Raw genomic sequence first — 12,822 nt, 5'->3', positions numbered from 1 at the left:
CCCGGCGAGGGGCCGCTCCTCCCGGCGCGTCCGTGTCTCCGGGGGCGCCCGCCCGTGTGGCCGATTTCGGACATTGAGTGACGGTTCGTGTGTTCAGGGCGATATGGTGTCCGCCGTTCCACGAACGACCCAGGAGGGGAACCCCGCATGCCCGAGCCGATCAACCGTGCCGCGACCCTGGCGGGAGGGGCCGCCCTGGCGTTCCTGCTCAGTGCCTGCGGTGGTGGCGACACCGGGCGGGCCGAACGGGAGCCGGACACCGTCGCCGGGGGCGCGGAGGGCGCCGAGGAGACGGCCGCGGCCGAGGAGGCCGTCGAACTCGTCGACCCCATGGAGCTCGCCCCGGACCACCTGTGCGAGGTGCTGTCCCAGGACACACTGGACGAGTTCGTGGGCCCGGGCCGTGCGGGCAACCAGGAGGGGGAAGGCGGCGTCCCGGACCCGGACAGTCTGGAGAACACCGGACAGCTGACGATGACCTGTATCACCACGGACGTGGACATCGACGCTGAGGCGCCGCGGAGCCACAGCCTCACCTACAGCCTGGAGATCAGTGAGGAGCTTCAGATGGACGACTACGTCCTCCCGATCGAGGAGTCCGAGGCCGACCCCTCGCTCGGCGTCGGCGAACTGGCGGCCATCGAGTTCCAGCGGGAGGGGACCAGCGCCGAACTCACCGTGGTCGACGGGCAGGTGCTCGTGAAGGTGACGTACGACGCTGACGAGGTTGTCGACGACGGGGCGGGCGACTACGTCGGTGTGGCCTACCTCGACGAGGAGGAGATGACCCGGCGTGCCGTCACGGTCGCCGAGGAGATCCTCGCCGCGGTCGGCTGAGCCCGCCCGCGCCCGGGAGGGCCCGTCAGAACAAGGGTTCGCCGGGCTCCAGCGTCTCCGGGTCGACGGTCACCACCCGGCCCCCGGCGGTGATCGCGGCCAGCGCCTCGCCCTCCGGGTGCACGGCGACCCGTCGGAAGTCCACCGCGCCGTCGCGGTCGGCGAGGTCCTCTCCCGTCTCCAGGTCCCACACGTGGCTCATGGAGCCGGTCGCGTCATCGTCTGACGCGTACCCCGGCACCTCCCAACTCGCGTACACCCGAGACCGCTCCGGATCCACCACGACGTCGAGGAGGACGGCGACCCCCGTGTCGGCGAAGCCGGGCAGCGTGAAGGAGCCCAGTTCCGCGCGTCGCGCGTAGTCGAACCACACCAGCCGCTCCCCGTCCCCGTACACCACCTCGTCGCGGCCGGGGACCGCGGCGAAGACCGTCGAGTCCGTTCCCCGAACGGTGTACGCCTCCTCCCCCGTGCCGATGTCCCACACGGAGATCGTCCCGGTCCGGGCGATGGCGAGGCGGTCGGGGCCGACGAACTCCACGCGGTTCGTCCGCCCCGGCACGAGCGATCCCGTCGCCTCCCCGGTGGCCGGGTCGACGAGACCCACGCTGTCCGCGTCCATGTCACCGCCTCCGGCCAGCGCCACCGCGAGCACACTCCCGTCGGGGCCGAACGCCGTGTCCTGGGCGTCGCGTGGCGGGGCGGACCACACGCCTCCGCTCTCCTCCGGTCCGATCTGCGGTCCCAGATGCCGTGCGGTCGTCCCCGACGGCAGGTCGAAGGTGTGCGTGACCGCGACCGGAAGGGTGACCCCCTCGTATTCGACGGGGACCGCCGCGGCGACCGTGCAGCCGGTGGGTGAGAACACGGGCTCGGAGTCGGTGTCCACCGCGTCGGCGGGGCGGGCGACCTCCCTCCCCGCGCGCCAGTCCCACACCGTCAGCCCGTACTCCCCGGTGGTCACGGCCAGTGCGTCCCCGCCCGGGCCGAACGCCAGCCCGATCGGCCCCGCCCCGGCCCCGTCGGGTGCCGTCCCGGGTGACGGGTACCCGGTGCCGTCCAGGCAGGACGCGTCGGCGACCGGTCCGGCGTCGGGCTCTCCGGGACCCCCGCCCTCCGCCGCTCCGCCGGGGGACCAGCCGCGGGACCAGGCCGCGGCGGAGCCCGCCACCAGGGCGAGCACCAGACCACCCGCCGCCAGGAGCGCGGCACGACGTCCGCGTCGGGGAGGGGGTTTCGGTACCCCTCCGGCGGCGCGGTCCCCGGCTCGGGGGTCGACGGCCGACCTCTGCCGTGCCGCGACGGCCTCGACCGCGGTCCGCACCCGCCGCGGCCATGGACCCGGGTCGGACTCCCCGCCGAGCATCCGCACCAGGTCGGCCGCACTGGGGCGCAGCGACGGGTGGCGTTTGAGGCAGGCGTCGACCAGTCCGCGCAGTTGCAGGGGGACCCGGGGGAGCCCGGCCGGCCCCTCGACGCCGCTGGCCGCGAAGCACAGCGTCGCCGCCCAGGACAGCACGTCCGCGGCCGGGGCCGTCCCGCCCTCCGGCGCCGCGAAGGCCGGGTGCGGGGCGCGTTCGGAACCGTCCCGTTCCAGCCATTCCAGACCAGGGTCGGCCAGGACCGCCGACCGCGCCGTCAGGAGCACCCCGTCGGGCCACAGCGAGCCGTGGACGCGTCCCGACGCGTGCAGGCCGGTCAGCGCGAGGGCGAGCGCGAGCGCGAGCGGGACCAGCGCGTCCGCGGAGAGGGGACCGTGCTCGTGGACCAGGTGCGCCAGGCTCGGCCCGAACGGGCGGTCCACGGCCACCCAGGGCACCGCACCCTCCAGGTCGGCGTCCCGCACCCCGCACACGTGGGGGCCGGACACCTCGCGCGCGGTCAGCACCCGCTGGGCGAAGGCCGACCGGAAGGCGGGGTCGGTGGTGTGCGTCGACCGCGCCACCTTGACCGCGACGGGTGCTCCCTCGGCGCCCGACCCCAGGTAGACGCGCGTGAAGGTCTCCTCACCCAACCGGGCGTGGAGGCGGTAGGGGCCGACGGACGGCGGATCGTGGGGGTGGAGCGGGAGCATGGGCCCTTCCCTGGAGGCGGCGGTGGCGCGTGACGTCAGTCGATGGTGGTGATCAGGCGCAGTTCGACGGCGTCGACGACCCACATCCCCGAGCCGGTCGGCGGGAACCCGACGAAGATCTCACCGTCGGGATGGAGCGTGATCTCGGCGACGAACCCCTCGTCGGACTCGGCCGTCAGCTCCTCACCCGTGGAGAACTCCCACACCTTCATCACGCCCTCGGACAGGTCCGCGGCCGGTTCCCGGTACGTGGCGTACAGCCGGTCCGCCTGCGGGCTGTACACGAACTGGTCCAGGGGCGCCCCGGGCGGGTCGGCGGGGACGAACCGGGTGGGCTCCCCCCGGCTGCCGAGCACCTGCCTGCGGGGACCGCTCTCGTTGTAGTAGAGCACCTCGTCGTCCTCCGTGAGGACCAGGTCCGGGTCGAACAGGGGGGAGCTGTGGCCGTCCCCGTACGCGACCAGCTCGCGCGTTCCGGTGTCCCACACGAGCACCTCACCGCTGAGGGTGTGGGCCCCCAGGTGGGAGCCGTCAGGGGAGTAGGCGACGATCTCAGCCGCGCTGTCGGCCTCCTCGTAGGCGTGGACCACGTCCCCGCTCTCCACGTCGTAGGTGACCACGCTCGTGGGGCCGCCTGCGGCCGTGGTCACCTCCGAGCCGTCCGGGGAGAACTCGGCGGCCGTCACGTTCTGTCCGGGGCCCAGGACGGTGCTCTCCCCGGTCTCCAGGGTGTACACGTGCGTTCCGTCGTCCGAGGTGAAGGCGAGTTCACAGTCGTTCGGGGAGAACACGGGCCTCCCCCGCAGAGGAGGGATCTCCACGTCGATCCACGCGAGCCGGGTGCCGTCCCGCCAGTTCAGGAGGAAGATCCCCTGCGGGCTGCCGATGGCGAGGACTGAGCCGTCGGTGGAGAACGCGGGGTGGAGCCGCCCTTCCATCTCGGGCAGTTCGCCGCTCTCGGCCGGTTCGGTGAACTCGTCGGCCAGGTGCACGGCGGGGTCGCACACCTCGCGCTCGACGGGTTCCGCGCTCGCGGACGGCACGGCCTCGCCGGGTTCGGCGCGCACCAGGTCCGGACCGCCCAGCGACCACACACCGAAGCCGCCCATGAGCATCAGGGCGACGGCCGCCGCCCCGGCGATGAGCAGCCGCCCCGCCAGAGGGCCCTTCTCGCCCTTGGCCAGGGCGGTCGATCGCACGGCGTCCCGGTGTTCGCCCGCGACCTCGTCGAGTGCCTCCCGTGCGGCCGGGGGCAGCCAGGCGGCCGCGTGCGGCGCGGGTTCGGGCGAGCCGCCCAACGCCCGGAGGACTTCCGCGGCGGTGGGCCGCCGGTCGGGGTCCTTGTCCAGACAGGACGCGACGAGCCCGCGCAGGGACTCGGGCACGCCGGTCAGGACGGGGTCCTGGTTGGCGACGCGGTACATCACGGCCGACGGGTGGCCCTCGCCGAACGGCCCCGTCCCCGTGAGCGCGTACACGAGCATCCCGCCGAGCGCGAACACGTCCGAGGGGGCGCCGCACCGCTGTTCCCGGACGATCTCCGGGGACATGTATCCGGGGGTGCCGACGATCCGGTCCGCGTCGCCGTGGCGGGCGTCCTCCATCGCCCCGGCGATCCCGAAGTCGATCACCTGCGCCCCGTCCGCCGACACCATGACGTTGCCGGGCTTGAGGTCGCGGTGGACCAGGCCCTTGGCGTGGACGCCCTCCAGCGCGCGGGCCACGCCCCGCCCGAGGAACCGCACGCTCTCCTCCGGGAGCGGGCCCGTGGCGTGCACGAGGTCGTGGAGCGAGGGCCCCATGACGTACTCGGTGGCCATCCAGGGAGTCTGCCCCGAGGTGTCGGCCGCCAGGACCCGGGGGACGTTCTCGCCCAGGACGAGCCGGGCCAGCTCCAGCTCCTGGGCGAAGCGCTCGCGGAAGTCGGGGTCGTAGGCGTACTCGGCCCGGACCACCTTGACGGCCGCGGACGTACCGGCCGCGTCGAGCCCCAGGTAGACGCGGCCCATGCCGCCGGCGCCGAGGAGCGCGGCGATCCGGTACGGTCCGACCCGGCTCGGGTCGTCGGGTGCTGGCTGCTGCATGGCGACCTTCCGAGGCGGGTCAGGACAGTTCGGAGACGATGGTGAACCCGGAGTCCAGGATCAGGACGCTGATCTCTCCCGTGTCGGAGACGGCGGTGGCGACGTGCTCCCCGTCCGGGTGGACGCCGATCGGGTCGTAGAGGAGGATCTCCCCCTCCCTCAGGAGCTCGCCGGTCGCGGCGTCCCACACGCTGCTCCGGCTGGAGGGCAGACCGTAGGCTCCGGCGAGGACGCGTCCGCCGTCGGAGGAGAAGGCCAGGTCGTGGATGAGCTCGTGCTCCTCGCCGACGGGCGCCAGCTCACGGACGGTCGCGCCGGTGGCGGTGTCGACGATCCAGGCGCGGTTGTCCCCGTTCACCACGGCCATGGTGGAGTCGTCGGGGGAGAGCGTGAACGAGTACCGACCGTCTCCGGAGATCCGGTACAGCTCTTGGCCGGTGGCGGTGTCCCAGACGAACACGCCCCGGTAGGCGTCCCACTCGTGGTCGACCACCATGCCGACGAGCAGGGACCCGTCACGGGTGAAGTCGAGGTCGAAGGCGATGCCCTCGACCGGGATGTCCACCTCGGCGGTGTCGCTCTCCACGTCCCAGATCTGGATGAGCCGGTCGCCGTCGTAGGTCCCGTCCTCGGAGGCGAGGACCGCCAGCCGGGAGCCGTCGTCGGTCAGGGCGGGGTAGTCGTAGAAGCCGCGGTCCCCGTTGTTTCGGCCCACGACGGCCACACGGTTGTCACTGGACCCCTCCCATACCTCGACGTAGCCGTCGGCCGCGGAGGCGACGTAGCCGCTGGACGTGATGTCGGCGGAGGTCGGGGTGGGCTCCCACGTGTCGATGGGCACGCCCTCGCGCCAGTCCCAGGCGGACAGCGTGCTTCCGCCGTAGACGTACAGCGTCTCCCCGTCGTCGGAGAAGACGAGGTCGTACATGAAGCCGCTGAGTTCGACCTCGGGAGGGCCGTCGGAGGGCTCGCCGCCCGGGTCGGGGGACGACGAAGGGTCGGCGCCGGGGCCGGCGGTGGCGGCCGGCTCCTGGCCCGGGAACGGGAGACCGGTGAGAGCGAGCGCGGTCCCGCCCGCGATGACCAGGGCGGACGCCGCGGCTGTCACGAGGACGGTGCCGCGCCGCCGCCACCAGGGGCGTTGGGCCCCGGCCTCGGAGTCATCGGATCCGGGCGGAGGGGGCGGCGCCGCGTCGTCCGCGGCGCGGCCGGGCCGACCACGCGCTGCGGACCGGCCGGCCGCCTCGCCGTCCATGGGTACCGTGGTGCGCTCGGCGGTCTCCGCGCGCCGGGACTCATTCTCCCGGAGGTCGATCTGCTGGGTGACGGGGGAGGGCAGCCACCCGTGCTCCGCGGACGGAAGCGGGAGCGCGGACAGCTCCTCCAGGATCCGGTCGGTGTCGGGACGCGCCTCCGGGTCCTTGGCCAGGCACACGGCGGCCAGGTCGCGGAGCACCCCCTCGGGGACCGTGTCGAGGCGGGGCGCCCCGGACAGGACCCGGTGCAGGACGGCGGCCGGGTGGCCCGCACCGAACGGCGGCTCCCCGGAGGCCGCGAAGACCACTGTCCCGGCCATCGAGAACACGTCGCTGCGCGGCGAGACCTCGTCACCGGTGACCTGCTCGGGAGACGTGTAGGCGGGGGTGCCCAGGGTCTGGCCGGTGCGGGTCAGGACGGTGCCCTCCACGGCCCGGGCGATCCCGAAGTCGATCACCTGGGGCCCGCGCGGTGAGAGCAGGACGTTGCTGGGCTTGAGGTCGCGGTGCACGATCCCGGCCGCGTGGATGGTGTCGAGGGCGCGCGCCAGCCCCAGGGCGAGAACCCGCAGTGACGGTTCCGGGAAGGGGCCGCCCGCGAGGACGGCGTCCTTCAGCGTTGGACCGGGGACGTACTCGGTGGCCATCCAGGGAGCGGGCGCGTCGGGATCGGCGTCCACGACCGCGGGGGTGAACGGCCCCCGGACGAGGCGGGCGGCGCGGATCTCCCGGCCGAAGCGGGCGCGGAACCGGGTGTCGAACGCCAGGTCCTCCTTGACCACCTTCAGGGCGCACAGGTGGCCGTCGGGGGTGCGCGCGAGGTAGACCTCGCCCATCCCGCCCGCGCCCAGGCGGGCGAGGAGACGGTGGGGGCCGATGTACGGGGGATCTCCTGGGGTGAGCGGCTGCACGGTGGGTGGGGTCCTCACGGGGTCCGAGGTCCTGCCCCGGTGGTCGTTCGGCCGGGGTGGGGGCGTCCGTCAATCTAGTCGCTCACGGCCTCCGCCCGGGCCCCCGGACCCCTGACCCTCGCCCCGGCCGGTGAGGCAGTGAACCGGTGGGGTCCGCGGGGAACCGGTTCCGGCGCGCGGTGCGTCTGACCGAGACCCGGCCCGCACCCGAGCGGGCCCCGATACCGGAGCGCACCGACCCATGAGCCCCTACCGGCCCGCTCGCCCCGAGGACCTGCCGCCGCCCGGAATGCTCTGGGCCCACGGCGTGATCGAACTCGGCGCCTACCGCGCCCTCGAAGCGCGCCCGGGCGAGACGTTCACCTATGACCCGGTGGGGACCACCTTCACCCACGAGGGCTTCACCTACGGCCCGCACGGCCTGCACTTCGACAACTCGTCGGGCTGCTGGTGGCGGCTGACCTGGGTGGAGGGCGGCAGGGCGGTCCTGACCGGTTACGAGCCGCTGGGCCAGCGCACGATCGACGAGGAGATCGACCTGCTCGCGGGCGGCCCCGACTGGCTTCCGCACGAGTGGCTGGACACGCATATCGCCCGGTACCGCCACGAGCAGATGGGCGTGTCCTTCCTCTGCTGGTGGGACGGAGCCTGGGGGCGCACGGACTACCCCGACACCGTCGTCGACGACGGCCTGTGCACCGTCGGGAGCTTCGGCACCCTCGATGACCTGGTCGCCCACTCCCTCCCCCTGCCGAAGGGCGACCGTGACCGAAGCGTGGCGGCCGGGCTGATGCGCGCCGTCGCCGACGGCGACGGCGACCGGGCCTGGGAACTGTTCGGGGACCTGTTCGGCACCGGCCGCCTGGATCCCGCACGCGCGCGCGAGCTGCTCGGGGAGGACTGGTTCACCTGGCGGAGCGCCCTGCCCGCCGGAACCCCTCCCGCCGAGCCCCGGCGCCCGCGCCTGCTCAAGGAGCGGGAGCGGGAGGCGCTGGTGGCGCGCGCCATGCGGGACGCGCACGAGCTCGACCGCCCCACCCCGCCGGAGACCGAACCGCTGCGCACCCTGCGCGAGAGCCTGCGCTCACTCGCCGCCGAACGCGGCGAGGAGCTGACCTTCACCGTCGCCTGCGAGCAGGGGGGCTTGAGCTTCCCGCGGTTGGTGACCACCTCCGGCGAGGTCCTGGCGGAGCCGTGGGAGGACAGGCTGCTGCCCTGGCGGCTGCGCCGGGCGGAGGCGCACCCCGAGCACGGCTCCTGGTACTTTCTGCGGCTCCGCGCCGCCGGCGGGGACGTCGCGGTTGAGCGCGCCTACGACCACTGGCCCGCGTGGGGAGCGCGGTCCACGGGCTTCGACGGGCACATGGTGCCGCCGAGCCTGCCCTCCCTCCAGGACGAGATGGCCGCCCGGGACCCGCGCTGGCGCCCGGAGTGGGTGTGGCTGCTGGACGAGGAGATCCCCTACGATCCGCCGACGGACCTGTGACGCGGGGCCGGGCCGGGCGGCCCGACCGATCCCGGCGGGCCGCCCGCGGCGGGGCCGAGGAGAACACCGTCAGGGGCGGGAGGCCGTGGCCCCGGCCCAGATGTTGACATCGGACTCGACGGCCCACGCGTCGATACGCCGCAACTCCTCGTCGGTGAACTCCGGGGCGTCCAGCGCGCTCAGGTTGTGTTCGAGTTGCTCGACACTGGAGGCTCCGACGAGCGCCGTGGTCACCGTGCGCGGGCCCTGGTCGCGCAGGACCCAGGAGATCGCCATCTGCGCGAGGCTCTGGCCGCGTTCGGCCGCGATGGCGTCGAGCGCGCGGGCCCGCTCCAGGACGGTGTCGGAGAGCATGTTCTTCCTCCAACTGGGGCGGCCCACTCCGGCGCGGGAGTCGGCGGGTACGCTCCCGTCCAGGTAGCGGGAGGTCAGAACGCCCTGGGCCAGCGGTGAGAAGGCGACCACGCCCATGCCCTCGTCGTCGGCGGCGGCCAGGAGGCCGTCCTCGATCCAGCGGTTGAGCATGGAGTAGGAGGGCTGGTGGACGACCAGGGGTGTGCCCAGCTCGCGCATGATCCGCGCGGCCTCGCGCGTGGCGGCGGGGCTGTAGGAGGAGATGCCCGCGTACATCGCCCGGCCTGACACCACCGCGTGGTGGAGGGCGAGCATGGTCTCCTCCAGCGGTGTGTCCTGGTCCGGACAGTGGCTGTAGAAGATGTCGACGTAGTCCAGGCCCATCCGCTGGAGAGAGCGGTCGAGGGAGGACAGCAGGTACTTGCGGGAGCCGCCGCGCAGGTGGGGGCCGGGGCCCATGACGTATCCGGCCTTGGTGGTGATGACCAGCTCGTCGCGGTAGGGGCGCAGGTCGCGGTCGAGGATCCGGCCCAGGTTCTCCTCGGCGCTGCCGGGCGGCGGGCCGTAGTTGTTGGCCAGATCGAGGTGGAAGACACCGAGGTCGAAGGCTCGGAGGAGGATGCGGCGCTGGCCCTCGAAGTCGCGGTCGGCACCGAAGTTCTGCCATAGCCCGAGGGACAGGCGGGGCAGGTGGAGGCCGCTGTTGCCGCAGCGTCGGTACTCCACGGAGTCGTAGCGGTCCTCGCTCGCGACGTGTGTGCCCACGGTATGTCCCTTCGTCGGTCTGCGTCTGAGGGGACAGTTTCGCAGACCAGGACATTCCAGGCGTCATCGGCGACAGAGGGGCGCCGTGCCGCGAGAGCGGGTACGGGTACGGGTGTCGTACGTCGCGGATGCGTCGTGGATCAGGCGGCGGTGAGTCCGGCCAGCGCGTGGCCGTGGTGGTGGGAGGACTCGGGGATCCGCGCGAACGGGTTGAGGAGGGCGGCCGCGCCCACCGGGTCGCTCGCGGGGTGGGAGACGGTCTCGCCACCGCGGAAGAGGTCGGTCCAGAAGAACCGGCCGTCGCGGCACCAGACGTTGACGTCACGCTGGACCGACACGACGGCCATCTCGGACGTTCCGGACCAGTAGAGCTGCCGGGGAGTCAGGGACGCGAGCTCGCCCAGGAGCGCGGTGATCGCGCGCTCGGCACAGAAGGCGTGGCGAGGCTTGTGCTTGACTCGCCTGGCGAGGGCCGACTTCGCCCGGGAGGCCCGGGGGTTGTTCAGGCGCCAGTGACTCAAGGTCGTCTCCAGTGTGTGTCGGGTACCGCGTGCAGACCGTGTGCGCTTGTCGCGACCACGAGCCGCGGTTCGAGGGGCGCCGCCGCCGCTGTCGCGTGAGCGGGTTCCCTCCACAAAGTTGGTGAGGCGTGAACCGTGTCGTTACCTCGTAGTTATTCTTTGCGCTCCGGATGCTAGCAGCAATCGACCCTCCGTGGTCGAGGCTTTTGGGAGTGACCAATCTCACAATTAACGAATGGGTATCAGCTTGGAGTTTGAGAGAACCACCAGTTGAGGATGCCTATTTCGAACATAAGTCTGAGAGTTTTCGAAGCTGAAAGAGATGCGGAGTCTCGTTCTCGCTGTCGCGGTGATCACCCGCTTTTGCGACTACTAGGCGTCATTGCTTCACCCACAGTGACTTTACGCAGGTGAGGAGTCCTTTACCCGGGTCGGGCCGGGTCTTGTGCCTTCCGCCGTCGGGGGTTCACGTGCCTCCATGCCCGTTTTGCGCCCCCGGTGACCCCGGTGTATGGGGTGGTCGCGCGGCTGGAGGACACTGGAACGGGTCGAACGAGGAGAGAAGCCGCGCAGTGACACAGACCAATACATCCGGTGACCCGATCGCGACTCGTCCGGGTTCCGTCCCCTCCGAACCGGCGGGCGGCGCCCGCGCCTGGCTCGTCTGGGGCGTCGCCGTCGGCGGCTACTTCCTGGCGATGCTGCACCGCAACGGCCTCGGTGTCGCCGCGCTGGAGGCGCAGGAGAGGTTCGACGTCGGCCCCGCCCTGCTGTCCCTGCTGCCGATGCTGCAGCTCCTCGTGTACGTCCTCCTCCAGGTGCCCTCCGGGCTGCTGGCCGACCGGCTCGGTCCGCGCTACGCCCTCGTGATCGGGATGGGCGCGATGGTCGGCGGAGCGTGTCTGTTCGCGCTCGCGCCCGGGGTGGAGGCGGCCGTCGCCGGCCGGTTCCTCATCGGACTCGGAGACGCCCTCGTCTTCCTCAACGTCATCCGCCTGGCCGCCCTCTGGTTCCCCCGCGAGCGCTACGCGCTCGTCAGCGGCCTCACCGGAGTGGTCGGGGGGACCGGTCAGGTGGCCAGCGTCGCGCCGCTGGCGTGGGCGCTGGAGGGCATGGGCTGGGTGGCCGCCTTCCTCGCCACGGCCGGGCTCACGGCGCTCATGGCCGTGCTGGTGCTGCTGATCGTGCGGGACCGCCCCGCGGGGGCGGCCGGCAGGTCCACCGTGGCCGAGCCGATGCCCGTCTGGGCGGCGCTCGGAGAGGCGCTGCGGGCGCGCGGTCCGCGGATCGGGATGGCACACCACGCGGCCGTCATGGCGCCGTTCACGATGATGATGGTGCTGTGGGGGTATCCGTTCCTCGTGGGCGGCCTGGGATTGTCCGAGGGGGCCGCCGCGCTCACGCTCACGGGCCTGGCCGCCGGGGGGCTGTGGATCGCGCCGTTCGCGGGTGTCGTCATCGGCCGCTGGCCGAACGCGCGCGTGTGGCTCGGACTGGCCCTGGGCACGTCGCTGAGCGCGGGGCTGCTGCTCCTGGTGCTGTGGCCGGGTGGGGCGCCGGCGGGTGCGGGGATCGCGGTCCTGGCGCTGACCGCGCTGGGGCAGACGCTGGCGCCGACGGTCTCCTTCGACTTCGCCCGGGACGGTATCCCGGTCAGCCGCACCGGTGTCGCCTCCGGTCTGGTGAACATGGCGGGCTTCTCCACCGCCGTGCTGTGCACCGTCCTGGCCGGGGCCGTGCTCCAGGTCCTGCCCGAGTCGCCGACCTCCTTCCAGTGGGCGTTCGTGCCCATCTGCCTGACCACGCTCTGCGCGACCGTGGTTCTCTGGCGCCTCGTCCTGCGGCGTCGGTGAGCTCGACCCCCGGATGATATCATGAGATATCACTTGGAGGTGATCGTATGGCCGATGTCCTGATCCGCAACGTGCCGGACAGTGTCCTGAGCGCGATCGACGCGGACGCCAAGAGACACGGACTGTCGCGCAGCGAGTACCTGAGACGCTCTCTGGAGCGGACGGCGAGAAGCGCTGGCACCTCGGTGACGGAGGACGACCTGTCGCGCTTCGCCGAGGCTTTCTCAGACCTCGGGGATCCGGAAGTCATGAAACGGGCGTGGGAATGACCTGGTTGATCGACAAATCCGCCCTGGTTCGGCTGGGAACCAGTCCGGACGCGCGGGAGTGGGCCGCGCGCATCGAGAGGGGCCTGGTACGGATCTCCACGGTGACCAGACTGGAGGTGGGTTTCTCCGCGCGGTCCGGCGGGGAGTTGAGGAACCACCTCGGCCGGCCTCCGCTCTCGGCGATGCCGGTCGAGTACGTCACCCCCGCCATGGAGGAACGGGCGGTCGAGGTCCAGGCACTGCTCGCGGACCGGGGGCAGCACCGGGCTCCTGGAGTGCCGGACCTCCTCATCGCGGCGGTGGCGGAACGGGCCGGTCTGACCGTGCTCCATCTCGACAAGGATTTCGAACTGATCGCCGAGGTTACCGCACAGCCGGTCGAGAGACCGAGACTCGCCTGACCGGCCTGGAC

General features: G+C 72.5%; 10 protein-coding genes. 5 read left to right on the top strand and 5 right to left on the bottom strand.

All coding sequences use genetic code 11. The features are described 5' to 3' along the window. The first annotated feature begins 147 nt into the window (after positions 1 to 147). The gene (locus tag KIK06_RS20675) at positions 148 to 837 is read left to right on the top strand and encodes a hypothetical protein (RefSeq protein WP_268644762.1); all 690 of its coding nucleotides are present in this window, start codon (positions 148 to 150) and stop codon (positions 835 to 837) included. Positions 838 to 862: 25 nt separating this feature from the next. On the opposite strand, the gene KIK06_RS20670 is transcribed toward KIK06_RS20675, so the two are convergent. From KIK06_RS20670 to KIK06_RS20660, 3 genes are read right to left on the bottom strand one after another with little or no spacing between them, the layout of a single operon-like run. Next, positions 863 to 2,911: a protein kinase gene (locus KIK06_RS20670; protein WP_268644761.1), complete on the bottom strand. Its 2,049-nt coding sequence runs from the start codon at positions 2,909 to 2,911 to the stop codon at positions 863 to 865. Positions 2,912 to 2,946: 35 nt separating this feature from the next. Then, entirely contained in the window at positions 2,947 to 4,995 is a 2,049-nt protein-coding gene (locus KIK06_RS20665) for a WD40 repeat domain-containing serine/threonine protein kinase (RefSeq protein WP_268644760.1), read from the bottom strand. A gap of 19 nt (positions 4,996 to 5,014) precedes the next feature. Continuing rightward, positions 5,015 to 7,180 carry a serine/threonine-protein kinase gene (locus KIK06_RS20660; protein WP_268644759.1) on the bottom strand — a complete coding sequence of 722 codons (2,166 nt, stop codon included), beginning with the start codon at positions 7,178 to 7,180 and terminating at the stop codon, positions 5,015 to 5,017. A gap of 223 nt (positions 7,181 to 7,403) precedes the next feature. On the opposite strand from KIK06_RS20660, the gene KIK06_RS20655 reads away from it, so the two are divergent. Then, positions 7,404 to 8,648, top strand: a complete 1,245-nt coding sequence (locus KIK06_RS20655; RefSeq protein ID WP_268644758.1) for a hypothetical protein — start codon at positions 7,404 to 7,406, stop codon at positions 8,646 to 8,648. A 69-nt stretch (positions 8,649 to 8,717) separates the two neighbouring features. Here the strand turns inward: KIK06_RS20655 and KIK06_RS20650 are convergent, their stop codons facing one another. Both KIK06_RS20650 and KIK06_RS20645 read right to left on the bottom strand, forming a co-directional pair. Then, complete coding sequence (locus tag KIK06_RS20650; protein ID WP_268644757.1) at positions 8,718 to 9,767, bottom strand: aldo/keto reductase; 1,050 nt, start codon at positions 9,765 to 9,767, stop codon at positions 8,718 to 8,720. A 140-nt stretch (positions 9,768 to 9,907) separates the two neighbouring features. Then, on the bottom strand, positions 9,908 to 10,288 hold the full coding sequence (locus tag KIK06_RS20645; RefSeq protein WP_017601281.1) for a hypothetical protein: 381 nt from the start codon (positions 10,286 to 10,288) through the stop codon (positions 9,908 to 9,910). 572 nt (positions 10,289 to 10,860) lie between these two features. Here KIK06_RS20645 and KIK06_RS20640 point away from each other — a divergent pair. From KIK06_RS20640 to KIK06_RS20630, 3 genes are read left to right on the top strand one after another with little or no spacing between them, the layout of a single operon-like run. Continuing rightward, complete coding sequence (locus tag KIK06_RS20640; RefSeq protein ID WP_268644756.1) at positions 10,861 to 12,141, top strand: MFS transporter; 1,281 nt, start codon at positions 10,861 to 10,863, stop codon at positions 12,139 to 12,141. 47 nt (positions 12,142 to 12,188) lie between these two features. Then, positions 12,189 to 12,410, top strand: coding sequence for a type II toxin-antitoxin system VapB family antitoxin (vapB, locus tag KIK06_RS20635; protein WP_268644755.1), 222 nt, complete (start codon positions 12,189 to 12,191; stop codon positions 12,408 to 12,410). Next, positions 12,407 to 12,811 (top strand): PIN domain nuclease, encoded by a 405-nt coding sequence (locus KIK06_RS20630; protein ID WP_268644754.1) that lies wholly within the window; start codon positions 12,407 to 12,409, stop codon positions 12,809 to 12,811. Before vapB ends, KIK06_RS20630 begins: the two co-directional genes overlap by 4 nt. Positions 12,812 to 12,822: the final 11 nt, after the last annotated feature.

Origin of the sequence: Nocardiopsis sp. EMB25 (assembly GCF_026797795.1) — a bacterium.
In the GTDB taxonomy this organism is placed as follows: domain Bacteria; phylum Actinomycetota; class Actinomycetes; order Streptosporangiales; family Streptosporangiaceae; genus Nocardiopsis; species Nocardiopsis lucentensis.
Note: the sequence above shows the minus strand (reverse complement) of the source record. Positions and strands in the feature narration are given on the sequence as shown.

Coding starts and splice junctions, on each gene's coding strand:
- KIK06_RS20630 (WP_268644754.1), top strand. CDS start 12,407: ATGACCTGGTTGATCGACAAATCCGCCCTGGTTCGGCTGGGAACCAGT.
- KIK06_RS20655 (WP_268644758.1), top strand. CDS start 7,404: ATGAGCCCCTACCGGCCCGCTCGCCCCGAGGACCTGCCGCCGCCCGGA.
- vapB (WP_268644755.1), top strand. CDS start 12,189: ATGGCCGATGTCCTGATCCGCAACGTGCCGGACAGTGTCCTGAGCGCG.
- KIK06_RS20665 (WP_268644760.1), bottom strand. CDS start 4,995: ATGCAGCAGCCAGCACCCGACGACCCGAGCCGGGTCGGACCGTACCGG.
- KIK06_RS20675 (WP_268644762.1), top strand. CDS start 148: ATGCCCGAGCCGATCAACCGTGCCGCGACCCTGGCGGGAGGGGCCGCC.
- KIK06_RS20670 (WP_268644761.1), bottom strand. CDS start 2,911: ATGCTCCCGCTCCACCCCCACGATCCGCCGTCCGTCGGCCCCTACCGC.